This is a genomic window from Enterobacter cloacae complex sp. SHL018, from assembly GCF_049237905.1.
GTDB classification, from domain to species: Bacteria; Pseudomonadota; Gammaproteobacteria; order Enterobacterales; family Enterobacteriaceae; genus Enterobacter; species Enterobacter hormaechei_C.
Map to the genome: position 1 here is coordinate 55,855 of NZ_JBMKJE010000009.1, position 18,677 is coordinate 74,531.

17 protein-coding genes and 2 tRNA genes are annotated in these 18,677 nt (G+C 57.6%); 8 read left to right on the forward strand and 11 right to left on the reverse strand.

The genetic code is table 11. The features are described 5' to 3' along the window. Positions 1 to 328 precede the first annotated feature (328 nt). From lldP to trmL, 5 genes are all read left to right on the forward strand, one after another. Complete coding sequence (lldP, locus tag ACOTY5_RS21755) at positions 329 to 1,984, forward strand: L-lactate permease (RefSeq protein WP_003860175.1); 1,656 nt, start codon at positions 329 to 331, stop codon at positions 1,982 to 1,984. Continuing rightward, positions 1,981 to 2,754 (forward strand): transcriptional regulator LldR, encoded by a 774-nt coding sequence (gene lldR / locus ACOTY5_RS21760; protein WP_006808630.1) that lies wholly within the window; start codon positions 1,981 to 1,983, stop codon positions 2,752 to 2,754. The genes lldP and lldR overlap by 4 nt, the downstream gene beginning before the upstream one ends. After that, a complete protein-coding gene (lldD, locus tag ACOTY5_RS21765; RefSeq protein WP_006808631.1) occupies positions 2,751 to 3,938 on the forward strand; it encodes a quinone-dependent L-lactate dehydrogenase in 1,188 nt (395 codons plus the stop codon). The genes lldR and lldD overlap by 4 nt, the downstream gene beginning before the upstream one ends. Positions 3,939 to 4,118: 180 nt before the next feature. Further along, positions 4,119 to 5,459 (forward strand): MFS transporter, encoded by a 1,341-nt coding sequence (locus ACOTY5_RS21770; protein WP_045142506.1) that lies wholly within the window; start codon positions 4,119 to 4,121, stop codon positions 5,457 to 5,459. Between the two features lie 45 nt (positions 5,460 to 5,504). Further along, on the forward strand, positions 5,505 to 5,978 hold the full coding sequence (trmL, locus tag ACOTY5_RS21775) for a tRNA (uridine(34)/cytosine(34)/5-carboxymethylaminomethyluridine(34)-2'-O)-methyltransferase TrmL (RefSeq protein WP_045142507.1): 474 nt from the start codon (positions 5,505 to 5,507) through the stop codon (positions 5,976 to 5,978). A 38-nt stretch (positions 5,979 to 6,016) separates the two neighbouring features. Here trmL and ilvC read toward each other — a convergent pair whose 3' ends face one another. Then, on the reverse strand, positions 6,017 to 7,492 hold the full coding sequence (ilvC, locus tag ACOTY5_RS21780) for a ketol-acid reductoisomerase (RefSeq protein WP_006808634.1): 1,476 nt from the start codon (positions 7,490 to 7,492) through the stop codon (positions 6,017 to 6,019). Between the two features lie 152 nt (positions 7,493 to 7,644). On the opposite strand from ilvC, the gene ilvY reads away from it, so the two are divergent. Beyond that, positions 7,645 to 8,535, forward strand: coding sequence for an HTH-type transcriptional activator IlvY (gene ilvY, locus ACOTY5_RS21785; RefSeq protein ID WP_017382574.1), 891 nt, complete (start codon positions 7,645 to 7,647; stop codon positions 8,533 to 8,535). 97 nt (positions 8,536 to 8,632) lie between these two features. On the opposite strand, the gene ilvA is transcribed toward ilvY, so the two are convergent. From ilvA to ilvL, 7 genes are all read right to left on the reverse strand, one after another. Continuing rightward, the gene (ilvA, locus tag ACOTY5_RS21790; protein ID WP_108720812.1) at positions 8,633 to 10,177 is read right to left on the reverse strand and encodes a threonine ammonia-lyase, biosynthetic; all 1,545 of its coding nucleotides are present in this window, start codon (positions 10,175 to 10,177) and stop codon (positions 8,633 to 8,635) included. Between the two features lie 2 nt (positions 10,178 to 10,179). Continuing rightward, entirely contained in the window at positions 10,180 to 12,030 is a 1,851-nt protein-coding gene (gene ilvD / locus ACOTY5_RS21795) for a dihydroxy-acid dehydratase (protein WP_045142509.1), read from the reverse strand. Between the two features lie 60 nt (positions 12,031 to 12,090). Beyond that, positions 12,091 to 13,020, reverse strand: coding sequence for a branched-chain-amino-acid transaminase (ilvE, locus tag ACOTY5_RS21800; protein WP_003860182.1), 930 nt, complete (start codon positions 13,018 to 13,020; stop codon positions 12,091 to 12,093). 18 nt (positions 13,021 to 13,038) lie between these two features. Next, positions 13,039 to 13,302 (reverse strand): acetolactate synthase 2 small subunit, encoded by a 264-nt coding sequence (gene ilvM, locus ACOTY5_RS21805; RefSeq protein ID WP_003860184.1) that lies wholly within the window; start codon positions 13,300 to 13,302, stop codon positions 13,039 to 13,041. Next, positions 13,299 to 14,945 (reverse strand): acetolactate synthase 2 catalytic subunit, encoded by a 1,647-nt coding sequence (ilvG, locus tag ACOTY5_RS21810; RefSeq protein WP_017382572.1) that lies wholly within the window; start codon positions 14,943 to 14,945, stop codon positions 13,299 to 13,301. The genes ilvM and ilvG overlap by 4 nt, the downstream gene beginning before the upstream one ends. Positions 14,946 to 14,947: 2 nt before the next feature. Further along, positions 14,948 to 14,998, reverse strand: a complete 51-nt coding sequence (gene ilvX / locus ACOTY5_RS21815) for a peptide IlvX (protein ID WP_166792073.1) — start codon at positions 14,996 to 14,998, stop codon at positions 14,948 to 14,950. 86 nt (positions 14,999 to 15,084) lie between these two features. Next, complete coding sequence (gene ilvL / locus ACOTY5_RS21820; RefSeq protein ID WP_001375501.1) at positions 15,085 to 15,183, reverse strand: ilv operon leader peptide; 99 nt, start codon at positions 15,181 to 15,183, stop codon at positions 15,085 to 15,087. A gap of 340 nt (positions 15,184 to 15,523) precedes the next feature. Here ilvL and ACOTY5_RS21825 point away from each other — a divergent pair, with 340 nt between their 5' ends. Then, the gene (locus ACOTY5_RS21825; protein WP_045142510.1) at positions 15,524 to 17,044 is read left to right on the forward strand and encodes a YifB family Mg chelatase-like AAA ATPase; all 1,521 of its coding nucleotides are present in this window, start codon (positions 15,524 to 15,526) and stop codon (positions 17,042 to 17,044) included. A gap of 27 nt (positions 17,045 to 17,071) precedes the next feature. Here ACOTY5_RS21825 and ACOTY5_RS21830 read toward each other — a convergent pair whose 3' ends face one another. Continuing rightward, positions 17,072 to 17,410, reverse strand: coding sequence for a DUF413 domain-containing protein (locus ACOTY5_RS21830; protein ID WP_006808641.1), 339 nt, complete (start codon positions 17,408 to 17,410; stop codon positions 17,072 to 17,074). A 106-nt stretch (positions 17,411 to 17,516) separates the two neighbouring features. Between ACOTY5_RS21830 and hdfR the strand changes: the two genes are divergently transcribed. Beyond that, complete coding sequence (gene hdfR, locus ACOTY5_RS21835; protein ID WP_196214263.1) at positions 17,517 to 18,350, forward strand: HTH-type transcriptional regulator HdfR; 834 nt, start codon at positions 17,517 to 17,519, stop codon at positions 18,348 to 18,350. Positions 18,351 to 18,450: 100 nt separating this feature from the next. Here hdfR and ACOTY5_RS21840 read toward each other — a convergent pair. Together ACOTY5_RS21840 and ACOTY5_RS21845 are read right to left on the reverse strand one after the other, a co-directional pair. Next, positions 18,451 to 18,526 (reverse strand) — tRNA-Trp (locus ACOTY5_RS21840). A gap of 52 nt (positions 18,527 to 18,578) precedes the next feature. After that, a tRNA-Asp gene (locus ACOTY5_RS21845) sits at positions 18,579 to 18,655 on the reverse strand. Between the last annotated feature and the right edge of the window lie 22 nt (positions 18,656 to 18,677).

Here is an 18,677-nt window from a genome sequence, read left to right on the forward strand (position 1 = left end):
TCACCTCCCCATTTTATTCAACATCTTTTACGCGCCGTATCTGCTCAAAAGGCGAAAGTAATGCCCTCCACCTGACTACCGCTCCCAACGCACACGGTGAGTTGATTTTGCGATTTTGGTCCTACCAATCATGCGCAAAGCTATCCATCGTTCACAGTTTTGATGCTCCACTTCACAAAACCATTGCCGAATAGCAACACTTGGTTAACCATTTATTGCCATTAACCCTACATCACAATATTGGATGGACCACTTTTACACTAAGTGTGACGCTGAGATGAGCAGAGACTCACCCGACGAACACCTGTGTGGTCCTCAGGAGACCTGCATGAGCCTCTGGCAACAAAACTACGATCCGGCCGGGAATATCTGGCTGTCGAGCCTGATCGCATCGCTACCGATCCTGTTCTTCTTCTTTGCGCTAATTAAGCTCAAGCTGAAGGGCTACCTTGCCGCAACGTACACCGTTGCCATCGCCCTGCTGGTGGCGCTGTTCTTCTATAAAATGCCGGTCGATCGCGCGCTGGCCTCCGTGGTGTATGGTTTCTTCTACGGCCTGTGGCCGATTGCGTGGATCATCATCGCCGCCGTCTTTGTCTACAAAATCTCGGTCAAAACCGGGCAGTTCGATATTATTCGCTCGTCGATTCTCTCTATTACACCGGACCAGCGTTTACAGATGCTGATTGTCGGTTTCTCCTTCGGGGCGTTCCTTGAAGGGGCGGCAGGATTTGGCGCGCCGGTGGCGATCACCGCCGCTCTGCTGGTCGGGCTGGGCTTTAACCCGCTGTATGCCGCTGGCCTGTGCCTGATTGTGAACACCGCCCCGGTAGCGTTTGGCGCGATGGGCATTCCGATTCTGGTGGCGGGCCAGGTGACCGGGCTGGACAGCTTCGAGATCGGCCAGATGGTGGGTCGCCAGCTGCCGTTCCTGACCATTATCGTGCTGTTCTGGATCATGGCGATTATGGACGGCTGGCGCGGCGTGAAGGAGACCTGGCCTGCGGTGATGGTAGCGGGCGGTTCGTTCGCCATTGCCCAGTATCTCAGCTCCAACTTCCTCGGCCCGGAACTGCCGGACATCATCTCTTCCCTGGTGTCGCTGGTCTGCCTGACGCTGTTCCTGAAACGCTGGCAGCCGGTGCGCATCTTCCGCTTTGCCGATATGGGTGCCTCACATGTGGATCAGACGCTGGCGCGCACCGGCTATACCGCCGGACAGATTGTGCGCGCATGGTCACCGTTCCTGTTCCTGACCGCCACCGTGACGCTGTGGAGCATTCCGCCTTTTAAAGCCCTGTTCGCCCCGGGCGGCGCGCTGTACGACATGGTGATTAATATCTCCGTGCCGTTCCTCGACAAAATGGTCGCCCGTATGCCGCCGGTGGTGCACGACGCCACGCCATATGCGGCAGTGTTTAAGTTCGACTGGTTCTCAGCCACCGGCACGGCCATCCTGTTTGCCGCTATCCTTTCCGTAGTGTGGCTGCGCATGAAGCCTGCCGCCGCGGTGCAGACCTTTGCGGCGACGATTAAAGAGCTGATGTTGCCGATTTACTCCATCGGCATGGTGCTGGCGTTCGCGTTTATTTCGAACTACTCCGGCCTGTCGTCGACGCTGGCGTTAGCGCTGGCGCATACCGGCCACGCGTTTACCTTCTTCTCGCCGTTCCTCGGCTGGCTGGGGGTGTTCCTGACTGGTTCAGATACGTCATCTAACGCCCTGTTTGCCGCCCTACAGGCCACGGCCGCGCAGCAGATTGGCGTCTCGGACGTGCTGCTGGTCGCCGCGAACACCACCGGCGGCGTGACCGGGAAGATGATCTCGCCGCAGTCCATCGCCATTGCCTGTGCCGCGGTGGGGCTGGTAGGCAAAGAGTCGGACCTGTTCCGCTTTACCGTTAAACACAGCCTGATATTTACCTGCATGGTGGGCGTGATCACCACATTGCAGGCCTATGTCTTAACCTGGATGATTCCATGATAGTGATGCCCAGACGCCTGTCCGACGAGATTGCCACTCGCGTACGGGCGCTGATAGAAGAACAACAGCTGGAAGCGGGCATGAGATTGCCCGCCGAGCGTCAGCTTGCCGCTCAGCTTGGCGTGTCGCGCAACTCACTGCGCGAGGCGCTGGCGACGCTGGTTAGTGAAGGGGTGCTGCTGAGCCGTCGCGGCGGCGGCACCTTTGTGCGCTGGCAGCATGACGACTGGTCCGAACAAAACATCGTGCAGCCGCTGAAGACGCTGATGGAAAACGACCCGGACTACAGCTTCGACATCCTCGAAGCGCGTCACGCCATCGAAACCAGTACAGCGTGGCACGCGGCGATGCGGGCAACCGACGCCGACAAAGAGAAGCTCAAAGCCTGTTTTGAAGCCACGCAAAGCAGCGACCCGGACATCGCCTCCCAGGCGGACGTGCGGTTCCATCTGGCGATTGCCGAGGCCTCGCACAACGTGGTGCTGCTGCAAACCATGCGCGGGTTCTTCGACCTGCTGCAATCCTCCGTGAAGCAGAGCCGCCAGCGCATGTATCTGGTCCCGCCGGTGTTTGCTCAGCTGACCGAACAGCACGAGGCGGTGCTCAACGCCATTCTGGCCGGTGATGCCGAGGCTGCGCGCAAGGCGATGATGGCGCATCTCGGCTTCGTGCATACCACCATTAAACGATTCGATGAAGATCAGGCCCGACAGGCGCGTATTACCCGTCTGCCTGGCGAGAGTGATATTTCCAGGGAGAACAAAGCATGATTATTTCAGCAGCCAGTGATTATCGCGCCGCGGCGCAGCGCATTTTGCCCCCGTTCCTGTTCCACTACATTGACGGCGGGGCGTATGCCGAATACACCCTGCGCCGCAACGTGGAAGACCTGTCGGAGGTGGCCCTGCGCCAGCGCGTGCTGAAGAATATGTCTGACCTGAGCCTTGAGACGAAGCTGTTTAACGAAACGCTCTCCATGCCGGTAGCGCTCGCACCTGTCGGTTTATGCGGCATGTATGCCCGTCGCGGTGAAGTGCAGGCCGCCGCCGCCGCAGATGCCAAAGGCATTCCGTTTACCCTTTCCACCGTGTCCGTCTGCCCGATTGAAGAAGTCGCCCCGACCATCAAGCGCCCGATGTGGTTCCAGCTGTACGTCCTGCGCGATCGCGGTTTTATGCGCAACGCACTGGAGCGCGCCAAAGCGGCGGGCTGCTCAACGCTGGTCTTTACCGTCGACATGCCGACCCCCGGCGCGCGCTACCGCGACGCCCACTCCGGCATGAGCGGCCCTAACGCGGCCCTGCGCCGTTACTGGCAGGCGGTGACGCACCCGCAGTGGGCGTGGGATGTCGGGCTGAACGGCCGTCCGCACGATCTGGGCAATATTTCGGCCTACCTGGGTAAACCGACCGGGCTGGAGGATTACATCGGCTGGCTGGCGAACAATTTCGATCCGTCGATCTCATGGAAAGACCTGGAGTGGATCCGCGAATTCTGGGACGGCCCGATGGTGATCAAAGGGATCCTCGACCCGGAAGATGCCCGCGACGCGGTACGTTTTGGCGCCGATGGGATCGTGGTCTCTAACCATGGTGGCCGCCAGCTTGACGGGGTGCTCTCCTCCGCCCGCGCCCTGCCGGCCATTGCCGATGCGGTGAAAGGCGATATTGCGATCCTGGCCGACAGCGGCATCCGTAACGGGCTGGACGTGGTGCGCATGATTGCGCTGGGCGCGGACAGCGTGCTGCTGGGCCGTGCTTACCTGTACGCGCTGGCCACCAGCGGCCAGGCGGGCGTGGCGAATCTGCTGAACCTGATCGAGAAAGAGATGAAGGTGGCGATGACGCTGACCGGGGCGAAGTCGATTAGCGAAATCAGCAAAGACTCGCTGGTGCAGGAGCTCAGTAAGCTGCCTGCGGCGCTGGCCCCTCTTTCTCAGGGAAACGCGGCCTGATCTCCCCCGTTTAGCCTTCCCTTCTTCCGCGCCCGACTTCCCCCTCGGGCGCTTTTTTTGTCGAAAATAACACCTGCGTAACATTCTGGATAAGAAAATTTGACATCCACCTGCCGTCCGCAATTGTATAGACAAGCAAATACAAGAACACAAAAACAACATCACATCGGAGGGGAACGTATGACGTATTCAGGTCGGGTGGATATTCAGCAGGTGATCGATGAAAGTCCTTTTTCAGGGTTTCACTGGCTTCTTATTGTGCTGGGCTTTCTGGTGCTGGCGATTGATGGGTTTGATACCGCAGCGATGGGTTACATTGCGCCTACGCTGTCGACGGAGTGGGGAATACATAAACAGGATCTGGGGCCGGTGCTGAGTGCGGCGCTGCTGGGGCTGTCGCTGGGAGCCCTGATTGCAGGTCCGGTATCGGACCGGATGGGACGCAAGCGCGTACTGGTCTTTTCATGCCTGTTCTTCGGCCTGGCGAGCCTGGGCACGGCCTGGGCGCAAAGTCTGAATACCCTGACGCTATGGCGATTTCTGACAGGCCTCGGCCTCGGCGCTGCCATGCCTAACGCCATCACGCTGATCTCCGAGTTTGCCCCCCAGCGCTGCCGCGCCATGGCAATTAACACCATGTACTGCGGCTTCCCTCTGGGTGCGGCGGGCGGCGGAGCAATCTCGTCCTGGCTTATCCCTCACCACGGCTGGCGAAGCGTGCTGCTGACCGGCGCGATTGCGCCGCTGATTTTAACGGTGCTGCTGGCGCTGCTGTTGCCGGAGTCGGTGAAGTTTCTGGTGCAGCGCGGGAAGGACGTCGCCCAGGTTCGCCGCATCGCCAGCCGGTTCGCCCGCAGCACGCTGGATAGCGTCACGGGCTTTTTCCTCGCGGAGGAGAAAGTCGCGTCGAAAAAAGGCAGCGTGTCGCAGCTGTTTTCCATGCCCTGGCTGCCCGGCACCCTGATGCTGTGGGTCACCTATTTTATGGGGCTGGTGATTTATTACGTCCTGCTGAGCTGGATGCCAACGCTGATGCAGGGGATGGGATATGCGCTGACGGAATCCGCCTGGCTTACCTCGCTGTTCACCTTCGGCGGCACCGCTGGCATTTTGCTCGCGGGCTGGATGATGGATCGCTGGGAAGCGCACAAGGTGGTCGCGTGTGGTTTCGTGCTGACGATGGGCCTGATTCTTTTACTCGGCATTGAGCATAACCATATCGCCCTGTTTGGCGGGTTAATTTTCCTGATGGGGATCGCGATGAACGGCGCGCAGTCGGGCATGCAGACCCTGGCCGCCACCTTTTACCCTACCGAGTGCCGAGCGACGGGTATCGCCTGGATGCAGGGGATCGGCCGCTTCGGCGGCGTGGCGGGCACCATGACCAGCGCCCAGCTTCTTTCCATGCAGTGGCAGGCGGACAGTATTTTAATGATCCTCAGCGTACCTGCTCTCGTGGCTGCGGCGGCAACCGTCTACAAAATGCTGTATAGCCGCGCGCAGGAGCCGGGCGTCGCCTAGTCCCTCTCTTTTCTGCTATTCTGCCCCCGCAATTAAGGGGGCAGCATGCTTAACATCGTCTTATTCGAACCAGAAATTCCGCCGAACACCGGCAATATTATCCGCCTGTGCGCCAACACCGGTTTTCGTCTGCACATCATTGAGCCGATGGGCTTTACGTGGGACGACAAACGTCTGCGCCGCGCGGGGCTGGACTACCATGAGTTTACCGCCGTCATTCGTCATCACGATTACGCCGCGTTTCTGGGATCCGAAAAACCACAGCGCATGTTCGCCCTGACCACCAAAGGTACGCCAGCGCACAGCGCCGTAAGCTATCAGGACGGGGATTATCTGATGTTTGGTCCGGAAACCCGCGGCCTGCCGGCCACCATTCTGGATGCCCTGCCCGCTGAGCAGAAAATTCGTATTCCGATGATGCCGGACAGCCGCAGCATGAACCTGTCGAATGCGGTGTCGGTGGTGGTGTATGAGGCGTGGCGCCAGCTGGGTTATCCCGGCGCGATATTGCGTAGCTAAAACAGTTCGGGTGGCTTACGCCACCCGATTCGTCGTGTTTAGCCTGCTACCGCGATACGTTTCATATCGGTCATGTAGCCACGCAGTTTCTGGCCCACTTTCTCGATTTCGTGGCTGCGAATCGCTTCGTTGACGTCACGCAGCTGCGCGTTATCAACCGCTCCTTCCGCAATCGCCTGGCCCAGATCGCCCGCTTGCAGGGTGGTCATGAACTCTTTCAGCAGCGGTACGCAGGCGTAAGAGAACAGGTAGTTACCGTACTCGGCGGTATCGGAGATCACCACGTTCATCTCATACAGACGCTTACGGGCGATGGTGTTCGCGATCAGCGGCAGCTCGTGCAGCGATTCATAGTACGCAGATTCTTCAATGATGCCCGAATCCACCATGGTTTCGAACGCCAGCTCAACGCCCGCTTTCACCATCGCGATCATCAGGACGCCTTTATCGAAGTACTCCTGCTCGGTGATCTTGCCGTCATACTGTGGTGCGGTTTCGAACGCGGTTTTACCGGTCTCTTCGCGCCAGGTCAGCAGTTTCTTATCGTCATTCGCCCAGTCCGCCATCATGCCGGAAGAGAACTCGCCGGAGATGATGTCGTCCATGTGTTTCTGGAACAGCGGCGCCATGATGGTTTTCAGCTGTTCAGAGAGTGCGAACGCGCGCAGTTTTGCCGGGTTGGACAGACGGTCCATCATCAGCGTAATGCCGCCCTGCTTCAGCGCTTCGGTGATGGTTTCCCAGCCGAACTGAATCAGTTTTTCCGCGTATGCCGGATCGGTGCCTTCTTCCACCAGCTTGTCGAAGCACAGCAGAGAGCCGGCCTGGAGCATGCCGCACAGGATGGTCTGCTCGCCCATCAGGTCAGATTTCACTTCCGCAACGAAGGAAGATTCCAGCACGCCCGCACGATGGCCGCCAGTGGCCGCTGCCCAGGCTTTGGCAATCGCCATGCCTTCGCCTTTCGGATCGTTTTCCGGGTGAACGGCGATCAGCGTCGGTACGCCGAAGCCACGTTTGTACTCTTCGCGCACTTCGGTGCCCGGGCACTTCGGTGCCACCATCACCACGGTGATGTCTTTACGGATCTGCTCGCCCACTTCAACGATGTTGAAGCCGTGGGAGTAACCCAGCGCGGCGCCGTCTTTCATCAGCGGCTGTACGGAACGCACAACGTCAGAGTGCTGCTTGTCTGGCGTCAGGTTAACCACCAGATCCGCCTGCGGGATCAGCTCTTCGTAGGTACCCACTTTGAAGCCGTTTTCGGTCGCTTTACGCCAGGAAGCACGCTTTTCGGCAATCGCTTCTTTACGCAGGGCGTAGGAGATATCCAGCCCGGAGTCACGCATGTTCAGGCCCTGGTTCAGACCCTGTGCGCCACAGCCGACAATGACCACTTTTTTACCCTGAAGGTAGCTCGCGCCATCAGCAAATTCATCGCGCGCCATGAAGCGGCATTTGCCCAGCTGCGCCAGCTGCTGGCGCAAGTTCAGTGTATTAAAGTAGTTAGCCATGGGTGATACCTCGTGATGTTGTGTGTCTTATTGTTCGGTTCGCGTTTCAGCGAGAATGTACCCACATTACAACAGGAAATTTATTGCGGAAATTGATATATTCACAACGTCACATTGCAATTTTTGCAATGTAAAAAGAGGGAGTGGAATCGGTGGATTTACGCGATCTGAAAATGTTCCTGCACCTGGCGGAAAGCCGTCACTTTGGCCGCAGCGCCCGGGCGATGCACGTCAGCCCCTCCACGCTGTCGCGCCAGATCCAGCGCCTTGAGGAAGACCTCGGCCAGCCGCTGTTCGTGCGCGATAACCGCACCGTCACTCTCACGGAAGCCGGTGAAGAGCTGCGCATCTTTGCTCAGCAGACGTTATTACAGTATCAGCAGCTGCGGCACACCATCGACCAGCAGGGGCCGTCGCTTTCCGGCGAGCTGCATATTTTCTGTTCCGTGACCGCTGCCTACAGCCATCTTCCCCCCATTCTCGACCGCTTCCGCGCGGAACATCCGTCGGTTGAAATTAAGCTCACCACCGGCGATGCCGCCGACGCGATGGAAAAAGTGGTTACGGGCGAAGCGGATCTGGCGATTGCCGGAAAACCTGAAACGCTGCCGGGGGCGGTGGCGTTCTCGATGCTGGAGAATCTGGCGGTAGTGCTGATTGCCCCGGCGCTGCCCTGCCCGGTGCGCAACCAGGTTTCGGTGGAGAAACCGGACTGGTCCACGGTGCCGTTTATCATGGCCGATCAGGGGCCGGTGCGCCGCCGCATTGAGCTGTGGTTCCGCCGCCAGAAGATCAGTAACCCGTCGATTTACGCCACGGTCGGCGGCCATGAGGCGATGGTATCGATGGTGGCGCTCGGCTGCGGCGTAGCGCTGCTACCGGAAGTGGTGCTGGAAAACAGCCCGGAGCCGGTGCGCAATCGCGTGATGATTTTAGAACGCAGCGATGAGAAAACGCCGTTCGAGCTAGGCGTGTGCGCACAAAAAAAGCGGCTGCATGAGCCGCTTATTGATGCGTTCTGGAAGATATTGCCGAACCACTAAAGCCGGGTGGCGCTGCGCTTACCCGGCCTACACGCAGTTCACCCCTTAGAACGTAGGCCTGATAAGCGCAGCGCCATCAGGCATTTTCCCGAACAACCTAACCCGCCAGGAAGAAACGGAACGCCGGGTTGTGGGTTTCGTCATGGCACTCATAGCCCAGCTCGTTCAGGCGCGTTTCGAAATCCGGCTCGTGCTCGCCCAGCTCGAACGCCGCCAGTACGCGGCCATAGTCGGTGCCGTGGCTGCGGTAGTGGAACAGAGAGATGTTCCAGTGCGTGCCCAACGTGTGCAGGAACTTGAGCAGCGCGCCCGGCGATTCCGGGAACTCGAAGCTGAACAGGCGTTCCTTCAGCGGCTTGGATGGACGGCCGCCGACCATGTAACGCACGTGCAGCTTCGCCATCTCGTCGTCGGAGAGATCGACCACGCTGTAACCGCCGTCATGCAGCAGGCTGAGGATCTCTTTGCGCTCCTCCACGCCACGGCTCAGACGCACGCCGACAAAAATGCACGCATCTTTGGCATCGGCAAAGCGGTAGTTGAACTCCGTTACCGAACGACCGCCCAGCAGCTGACAGAACTTCAGGAAGCTGCCCTTTTCTTCCGGAATGGTCACCGCCAGCAGCGCTTCACGCTGCTCACCCAGCTCACAGCGCTCGGAAACGTAGCGCAGACCGTGGAAGTTCACGTTGGCACCGGAAAGCACGTGCGCCAGACGCTGGCCGCGAATATTGTGCTGGGCGATGTATTTTTTCATTCCCGCCAGCGCCAGCGCGCCGGATGGTTCCGCCACCGCACGCACATCCTCGAAGAGATCTTTCATCGCCGCGCAGATAGCGTCGCTGTCGACGGTGACGATATCGTCGAGATACTCCTGGCACAGGCGGAACGTTTCGTCGCCAATGCGCTTCACCGCCACGCCCTCGGCGAACAGCCCGACGCGCGGCAGATCTACCGGATGTCCCGCGTCCAGCGCCGCCTTCAGGCAGGCAGAGTCTTCCGCTTCAACCGCAATCACTTTGATCTGCGGCATCAGCTGTTTGATCAGCACCGCCACACCTGCGGCTAAGCCACCGCCGCCCACCGGGACGAAAACGCGGTCGAGATGGGCGTCCTGCTGCAACAGTTCCAGCGCCAGCGTACCCTGCCCGGCAATCACCATCGGGTGATCGAACGGCGGCACCCAGGTGAAGCCCTGCTGCTGCGCCAGCTCAATCGCTTTGGCTTTGGCTTCGTCAAAGTTAGCGCCGTGAAGCAGCACTTCTCCGCCGAACCCGCGCACCGCGTCGACCTTGATATCTGCGGTGGCGACCGGCATCACGATCAGCGCCTTCAGCCCCAGACGCGCCGAGGAGAACGCCACGCCCTGCGCGTGATTGCCCGCCGAGGCGGTAATCACCCCGCGTGCTTTCTGCTCGTCCGTCAGCCCGGCCATCATCGCGTAGGCGCCGCGCAGCTTGAAGCTGTGCACCGGCTGCCTGTCTTCACGCTTCACCAGAATGACGTTGTCGAGACGCGAAGAGAGTTTGTCCATTTTTTGCAGGGGCGTGACCTGCACCGCTTCATAGACCGGCGCGCGTAGTACCGCTCTCAGGTATTCCGCCCCCTCCGGGGCGGCGGATAAGGGTTGTGACTCGGCCATCATTAGCCCCCCAGTTTAGATTTATCGCGCACCGCGCCTTTATCTGCACTGGTGGCAAGACTCGCGTAAGCGCGCAGGGCGAAGGAGACTTCACGCTGACGATCTTTCGGCGTCCAGGCTTTGTCGCCGCGGGCTTCCTGCGCCTCACGACGGGCCGCAATCTCCTGGTCACTCAGCTTCAGCTGAATGCCGCGGTTCGGAATGTCGATTTCGATCAGGTCGCCATCTTCGATGATCGCGATATTGCCGCCGCTTGCCGCTTCTGGCGAGACGTGGCCAATGGAGAGGCCTGACGTGCCGCCAGAGAAACGACCATCGGTGATCAGCGCGCAGGCTTTGCCGAGGCCCATCGATTTCAGGAAGGTGGTCGGGTAGAGCATCTCCTGCATGCCGGGGCCGCCTTTCGGCCCTTCGTAGCGAATGACCACCACGTCGCCTTCCACCACTTTGCCGCCGAGGATAGCGTCTACCGCTTCGTCCTGGCTTTCATACACTTTTGCCGGGCCGGTAAATTTCAGGATGCTGTCGTCCACGCCTGCGGTTTTCACAATGCAGCCATTTTCCGCGAAGTTACCGTACAGCACGGCCAGACCGCCGTCTTTGCTGTAGGCATGTTCCAGCGAGCGAATGCAGCCTTCGGCGCGATCGTCATCCAGCGTGTCCCAGCGGCAATCCTGCGAGAACGCCTGGGTGGTACGGATGCCCGCCGGACCGGCGCGATACATGTTTTTCACCGCGTCGTCTTTGGTCAGCATCACGTCGTAATGCTCCAGCGACTCCGGCAGCGTCAGGCCGAGCACGTTTTTCACGTCGCGGTTCAGCAGCCCGGCGCGATCCAGCTCGCCGAGAATACCAATCACACCACCCGCACGGTGGACATCTTCCATGTGGTACTTCTGGGTACTCGGCGCGACTTTACACAGCTGCGGCACTTTGCGGGAGAGCTTGTCGATGTCGCTCATGGTGAAGTCGATTTCGGCTTCCTGAGCGGCGGCCAGCAGGTGCAGAACGGTGTTGGTGGAACCGCCCATGGCGATATCCAGCGTCATGGCGTTTTCGAATGCCGCTTTGCTGGCGATGTTGCGCGGCAGCGCGCTGGCGTCGTCCTGCTCGTAGTAGCGTTTGGTCAGCTCAACGATGCGCTTACCGGCGTTAAGGAACAGCTGTTTACGGTCGGCGTGGGTTGCCAGCAGCGAGCCGTTGCCCGGCTGAGAAAGGCCCAGCGCTTCGGTCAGGCAGTTCATGGAGTTGGCGGTGAACATCCCGGAACAGGAGCCGCAGGTCGGGCACGCGGAACGTTCCACCTGGTCGCTCTGCTCGTCAGAGACTTTCGGGTCCGCGCCCTGAATCATCGCATCGACCAGGTCGAGCTTGATGATTTTGTCGGAAAGCTTGGTTTTACCCGCTTCCATCGGGCCGCCGGAAACAAAGATCACCGGAATGTTCAGGCGCAGGGAGGCCATCAGCATCCCCGGGGTGATTTTGTCGCAGTTGGAGATACAGACCATCGCATCAGCGCAGTGGGCGTTAACCATGTACTCCACCGAGTCGGCGATCAGCTCGCGCGACGGCAGTGAATAGAGCATCCCCCCGTGGCCCATTGCGATACCGTCATCCACCGCAATGGTGTTGAACTCTTTCGCCACGCCGCCGGAGGCTTCGATTTGCTCGGCAACCAGCTTACCGAGATCGCGCAGGTGCACGTGGCCCGGCACAAACTGGGTGAAGGAGTTCACCACGGCGATAATTGGCTTGCCGAAATCGGCGTCGGTCATTCCGGTGGCGCGCCACAGTGCGCGGGCACCCGCCATATTACGGCCGTGGGTGGTGGTGGCTGAACGATACTTAGGCATGCTTTATTTACTCCCGTCTGACTATTTAATGGGACGGTGCGTGCCGTCCCAAATTTATATTTAGTGATTAACCTGATCCAACCAACCGTATTTGTCTTCTGTTTCGCCGGTGAAGAGGCCGAAGAAGGCTTGCTGAATGCGTTTGGTGACCGGGCCACAGCGGCCTTCGCCCACCTGAATGCCATCGACGCTACGCACCGGCGTAATTTCAGCCGCGGTACCGGACATGAACACTTCATCAGCCAGGTACAGGGATTCGCGGGACAGTACCTGCTCGCGCACTTCGATACCCAGATCTTTTGCCAGCTTGATGATGGCGTCGCGGGTGATGCCCGGCAGCGCGGACGAAGTGAATGGCGGGGTGAACAGAATGCCGTCTTTCACTTCAAACAGATTTTCACCCGCGCCTTCGGAGATGTAGCCATTCACATCCAGCGCGATACCTTCCTGATAGCCGTGACGGCGCGCTTCGCTGCCGACCAGCAGTGAGGAAAGGTAGTTACCGCCCGCTTTAGCCGCAGTCGGGATAGTGTTTGGCGCCACGCGGTTCCAGGAAGAAACCATTGCGTCGATCCCCTGATCCAGCGCTTCCGCGCCCAGGTAGGCGCCCCACGGGAACGCAGCAATGATCACATCGGTGTTATAGCCAGCGGGCGGGTTGACGCCCATGCCAACATCACCCACGAAGACCAGCGGACGAATATAGGCGCTGGTCAGTTTGTTCTGGCGAATCACCTCGCGGCAGGCTTCCATCAGCTCATCAACGCTTTGGGAGACCGGGAAACGATAAATTTTGGCTGAGTCATGCAGACGCTGCATGTGTTCACGATGGCGGAACACCACTGGCCCTTTGTGAGAATCGTAGCAACGGATCCCTTCAAACACGGAGGTGCCGTAGTGCAGCGCGTGGGACATCACGTGAACTTTCGCGTCTTCCCAGCGAACCATCTCACCATTGAACCAAATGTAATCAGCTTTTTTTGTCGTCATTTTTTCGTCCTGTCACGCTTAAGCGCGGATTTGTTGTGATGTGGTTGTGCTCTGGCAGATGGCAACATGGGCAACGTCTACCAGTTTTGATAACTGACTAAACAGTAAGTCGACCGGCCGCGGGCTGGCAACGGTTAATTCGATACTGATGTTCTGCGCGTCGGTGGCCGTTTCCATATTCATAGAGCAAATCTGAAAGCCACGGTGGCGAACCACGCGCAATACGCGTTCTAACGTTTCCGGGTTGAAGCGAGCCTGCACGGCGACCTGATGTTGCATCATGATAATTTCTCCAGCATTTGTGAGTTACTGGCACCGGGCGGTACCAACGGCCAGACGTTCTCAAGCTCGTCGATTGAGACATGAAGCAGGTATGGCCCTTCGCTTGACAGCATGGTGTCGAGTGCCGCTTCAACCTGGTCTTTACGGGTGATGTGCTGGCCAGGAATGCCGAAGGCGCTGGCCAGGGTGAGGAAATCGGGGTTATCGGTCAGGGTCGTTTCGCTGTAACGCTCCTGGAAGAACAGCTGCTGCCACTGGCGAACCATGCCTAAACGCTGGTTATCGAGCAAGACGATCTTCAGCGGTAACTGCTTACGCTTCACGGTGCCGAGCTCCTGGACGTTCATCATGAAGGAGCCGTCACCGGAGATACAGATAACGGTATCGTTCGGGCGGGCAACCTGCGCGCCAACGGCTGCTGGCAGACCGAAGCCCATCGTGCCTAAGCCGCTCGAGGTGATAAAGTTCTCCGGGCGGGTGTAGGTCATGTGCTGGGCTGACCACATCTGATGCTGGCCGACATCCGTCGTTACCACGCTGTCTGCGGGTTTACGGTCTGACAGCTGTTTCAACAGCAGCGGCGCATAGATGGCGTCGCCTGGGTGATCGTAACGCCACGCGTGTTCAGTACGCATATCAGCGGTGTGCTGACGCCATGGGTTGATATCCAGCGGCTGCTCCAGCGCCGGTAACAGCGCGTTAAGATCGCCCTGCAACGCGACATGCGCCTGACGCAGTTTGCTCATCTCCGCCGGGTCGATGTCCATATGGATCACTTTGGCGTTCGGCGCGAAGGTATTCAGCTTGCCGGTAACGCGGTCGTCAAAACGTGCGCCGACGGCGATAAGCAAGTCGCATTCCTGCACCGCCAGGTTTGCCGCTTTGGTACCATGCATCCCCAGCATGCCGAGGTAGTACGGGTAATCTGCCTCTACCGCACCGAGACCTTTCAGCGTGCAGGTGGCGGGCATTTGCGTGGTCGCAATGAACGCGCGAAGCGCCGGAACAGCCTGCGCCATGCCCACGCCGCCGCCTACGTACAGCATCGGTTGTTTGGCCTGCGCCATCATCTGACGCGCCTCTTCCACCTCTGCATGCGGGAACGCATTATCGCTTTCCACGGTAGAGAAATGCGGCTCCAGATCGCCGAGTGCAACCTGGATATCTTTCGGGATATCAACCAGAACCGGGCCAGGACGGCCAGAGCTGGCAACCTCGAACGCTTCGGCCATCACCCGCGGCAGCTCTTCGAGAGACTGAACGAGGAAGCTGTGTTTGGTGCAGGCCAGCGATAAACCGAGCACATCCACTTCCTGGAAAGCATCGGTGCCGATGAATGGAGAGGCCACCTGGCCGGTGATCGCCACCACGGGTACGGAATCGAGCAGCGCGTCAGCCAGGCCGGTGATCAGGTTCGTTGCGCCGGGACCTGAGGTGGCCATACAGACACCGGTTTTACCGGTCGCACGGGCATAACCGATGGCGGCCATCGCTGCGCCCTGCTCGTGTCGGCACAAGAGGTGTTCCACGCCGCCGTCATACAGTGCATCGTAAATCGGCATAATTGCGCCACCCGGATAACCGAATACGGTTTCGACTCCCTGCGCGCGCAACGCATGTACTACCCATTGTGCCCCATTCATAGTTAGTTCCCCGTCATAAATCTGGAGAAACAGAATTTTGTGCTAGTCGTCATTCTCTGCTCCTCATTTAAGTTTTTTAGTCATAAAAAAACCCCCGGACCTTTCGGTGCGGGGGTCTTAGTTCGTTAAGGCTTGATTTCTAAGCCTTTCCTCGTCCAAGTGCAGCCCCGCACGGTGGGATAATAATCACCACCACGCTAATCATGACCAGGCTAATCACTCGTAGAAGGGCTGTCATTTTCAGTTCTTTTTGCATCTTGTTCGAAGGAATACCTAAAGAGTTACCACAGATATTTCATCTGACACAAGATTTTTTTATGACCTATATCTGTAGCATGCGAACTATTTATTTCAAAATCGTTGTTTTATATAGGGAAAAAATAGAAATGAAGATTTTTCATTTTTTTGGCCTGTTTCATCAGGCAAGGCGCGCATGATCTCTTTTCTGCGAGGCCGATTCCACCGACATGTAAGGATTACATTTTGCCGCTAAAAGGCTGGAACGAGCGCCATAATTCAGTGAATTAGTGCTAAACAGGAAAAAATGATGCTGGCATAGTCACCGCCAAGGAGGGCTTATGTCACTGTCAGTTGTTTATACACGCGCGGCCATCGGCGTGAAGGCACCGCTTATTTCTGTAGAGGTTCATTTAAGTAATGGACTGCCCGGACTGACGCTGGTCGGCTTACCAGAAACGACCGTTAAAGAGGCGAGGGATCGCGTGCGCAGCGCAATTATTAATAGCGGTTATGCTTTTCCGGCGAAGAAGATCACCATTAACCTTGCGCCCGCCGATTTGCCAAAGGAGGGAGGGCGATATGATTTACCTATTGCTATAGCGCTTCTCGCGGCTTCTGAACAGCTCAATACGCCAGGGCTAAGCTCGTGCGAGTTCGTGGGTGAATTAGCGCTTACAGGCGCGTTAAGAGGCGTTCCCGGAGCAATCTCGGGTGCGCTTGAAGCCATACGCGCGGGAAGACAAATCATTGTGGCCAATGAAAATGCCTCTGAAGTTAGCCTTATTGCCGAAAAGGGGTGTCTTGTCGCGGGACATTTGCAGGAGGTTTGCGCCTGGCTGGAAGGCCGACACGAGCTTGCCGAGCCGCAGGAGAATGACGAGGTGGCGCCAGATTCGCCCGAGGATCTCAGCGATATTATGGGTCAGGAACAGGGTAAACGGGCGTTAGAGATAACGGCCGCGGGTGGGCATAACCTGTTACTGATAGGTCCGCCAGGCACGGGGAAAACGATGCTGGCGAGCAGATTGAGCGGTCTGTTGCCACCCCTCAATAATCACGAAGCGCTGGAAAGCGCCGCGATATTTAGCCTGGTCAGTTCTACGTCGCTGCATAAACAGTGGCGCCGCCGTCCTTTCCGCTCTCCACACCACAGTGCGTCTCTTACCGCGATGGTGGGCGGGGGTTCGATCCCCGGACCGGGTGAAATCTCACTGGCGCACAACGGCATTTTGTTTCTGGATGAATTGCCAGAGTTTGAACGCCGCGTGCTGGATGCATTGCGGGAGCCGATTGAATCCGGCGAAATCCATTTGTCTCGTACTCGGGCCAAAATAAGCTACCCTGCGCAGTTTCAGCTGGTCGCGGCGATGAACCCTAGTCCTACGGGTCATTATCAGGGCAATCATAACCGCTGTACGCCGGAGCAGACGCTGCGCTATCTGAGTAAGCTGTCTGGCCCCTTCCTCGACCGTTTTGATTTATCTCTCGAGATCCCCCTGCCCCCGCCCGGTCTGCTGAGGCAAACCGGTATTAGGGGCGAAAGCTCAGCAACTGTGCGTGAACGGGTTATTGCGGCGCAGGCGCGGCAGTATGCTCGTCAGAACAGGCTGAATGCCCGGCTGGATAACAGCGGGATCCGACAGTTTTGTTCTCTTAACGCTGAAGATGCAGGCTGGCTGGAAGAGACACTGACGCGGTTTGGGCTATCCATTCGCGCGTGGCAGCGTTTGTTGAAAGTAGCGCGCACGGTCGCCGACGTGGAGGGCTGCTCCGGAATAGAGAGGCGGCATTTGCAGGAGGCATTAAGTTACCGTGCGATCGATCGGCTGCTGTTGCATCTGCAAAAAATGCTGGCGTAAAAAAAGGGGCCGTAGCCCCTTCTCTTCTTAATCGTCAGACTCGGTGTAGTCTTCTGCACCTTCCATCTGCGGCTTACCGCCAGACAGCGTATGGAAACGCTTAGGACGCTTAATGCGAGCCATATACTTGATCCATACACGTTCTGCATCAGACTGCGGCTCACGCTCACCACGGCAAACAGAGACAAACTGTTTTTCATCTTCGGTTGCCGGTTCACGTTTACCCAGATCCAGCTCGTTAAAGGCATAACCATGGCGCTCAAGAAGTTGAGCTTCTTTGATAGTGAAATCGCCGTGACGAGAGAACCCGCGCGGGTAATGTTTATTGTCGAAAAAACGATTAGTCGTCGTAAAGCTTTCCGCCATCCTACACGCTCCTAATTCTTTGGCCGAGCTATTTATGGCGCGGAGTATTAGTTACGCTTGACAGAGTGTAAAACAAAACATTTAAATCATAACGACAAATAATTTTGTGGAGAAAGATGTGGATACGGAATTGCTAAAAACTTTCCTCGAAGTGAGCAGAACGCGACACTTTGGGCGAGCAGCTGAAGCCCTCTACCTGACGCAGTCAGCAGTCAGTTTTCGTATTCGACAGCTGGAAAATCAACTGGGTGTGAACCTTTTTACCCGCCATCGCAACAATATTCGTTTAACTCCGGCTGGTGAAAAGTTGTTGCCTTATGCAGAAACCCTGATGAATACCTGGCAGGCAGCGCGAAAGGAGGTTGCGCACACCTCCCGGCATAATGAATTCTCGATCGGTGCCAGCGCATCGCTATGGGAATGCATGCTCAGCCAATGGCTTATGCGGCTATATCGCACACACAACCATCTGCAATTTGAGGCGAGGATTGCGCAACGTCAGTCGCTGGTTAAGCAACTCCACGAGCGGCAGCTTGATCTGCTGATCACCACAGAAGCCCCCAAGATGGACGAATTTAGCAGCCAGATTGTTGGACAGTTTAGCCTGGCGCTCTATGCATCGGAGCCTGCAATGATGAAGGCCGACCTGAATTATTTACGCCTGGAATGGGGGCCTGATTTTCAGCAACACGAGACGGGGTTAATTGCCAGCGATGATATCCCGCAGCTCACGACAAGCTCAGCGGAGATCGCATGCCAGCATCTTCCCGCATTGAGAGGCTGTACCTGGTTACCTGTTCGCTGGGCGGATAATAATCCTACACTCCATGTTGTCACCGATTCGACAACGCTCTCCAGACCGCTGTATGCCATTTGGCTGCAAAACAGCGATAAGCAGTCGCAGATAAAAGATCTGTTAAAAACCAGCATACTGGATTAACGCAAAAGCCTGCGGAAACGCAGGCTGCTTATTCTTCAGGAAGGTGTTGAGCTGTTTTGCAGGCAAAAAAAAATCCTTTGCCGAAGCAAAGGATTCTATATGGCAGGGGCGGAGAGACTCGAACTCGCGACACCCGGTTTTGGAGACCGGTGCTCTACCAACTGAGCTACGCCCCTAAAGTTTTTGCCATTAAGCCTGCCGGAAGGGCAGGCTTAATGTCTTAATAAGTGGCGGAACGGACGGGACTCGAACCCGCGACCCCCTGCGTGACAGGCAGGTATTCTAACCGACTGAACTACCGCTCCACCGAATACTTCTGTAACCACC

Coding starts and splice junctions, on each gene's coding strand:
- ilvC (WP_006808634.1), bottom strand. CDS start 7,492: ATGGCTAACTACTTTAATACACTGAACTTGCGCCAGCAGCTGGCGCAG.
- lldR (WP_006808630.1), top strand. CDS start 1,981: ATGATAGTGATGCCCAGACGCCTGTCCGACGAGATTGCCACTCGCGTA.
- ilvE (WP_003860182.1), bottom strand. CDS start 13,020: ATGACGACAAAAAAAGCTGATTACATTTGGTTCAATGGTGAGATGGTT.
- ilvD (WP_045142509.1), bottom strand. CDS start 12,030: ATGCCTAAGTATCGTTCAGCCACCACCACCCACGGCCGTAATATGGCG.
- ACOTY5_RS21770 (WP_045142506.1), top strand. CDS start 4,119: ATGACGTATTCAGGTCGGGTGGATATTCAGCAGGTGATCGATGAAAGT.
- trmL (WP_045142507.1), top strand. CDS start 5,505: ATGCTTAACATCGTCTTATTCGAACCAGAAATTCCGCCGAACACCGGC.
- ilvA (WP_108720812.1), bottom strand. CDS start 10,177: ATGGCCGAGTCACAACCCTTATCCGCCGCCCCGGAGGGGGCGGAATAC.
- lldD (WP_006808631.1), top strand. CDS start 2,751: ATGATTATTTCAGCAGCCAGTGATTATCGCGCCGCGGCGCAGCGCATT.
- lldP (WP_003860175.1), top strand. CDS start 329: ATGAGCCTCTGGCAACAAAACTACGATCCGGCCGGGAATATCTGGCTG.
- ACOTY5_RS21825 (WP_045142510.1), top strand. CDS start 15,524: ATGTCACTGTCAGTTGTTTATACACGCGCGGCCATCGGCGTGAAGGCA.
- ilvL (WP_001375501.1), bottom strand. CDS start 15,183: ATGACAGCCCTTCTACGAGTGATTAGCCTGGTCATGATTAGCGTGGTG.
- ilvM (WP_003860184.1), bottom strand. CDS start 13,302: ATGATGCAACATCAGGTCGCCGTGCAGGCTCGCTTCAACCCGGAAACG.
- ACOTY5_RS21830 (WP_006808641.1), bottom strand. CDS start 17,410: ATGGCGGAAAGCTTTACGACGACTAATCGTTTTTTCGACAATAAACAT.
- ilvG (WP_017382572.1), bottom strand. CDS start 14,945: ATGAATGGGGCACAATGGGTAGTACATGCGTTGCGCGCGCAGGGAGTC.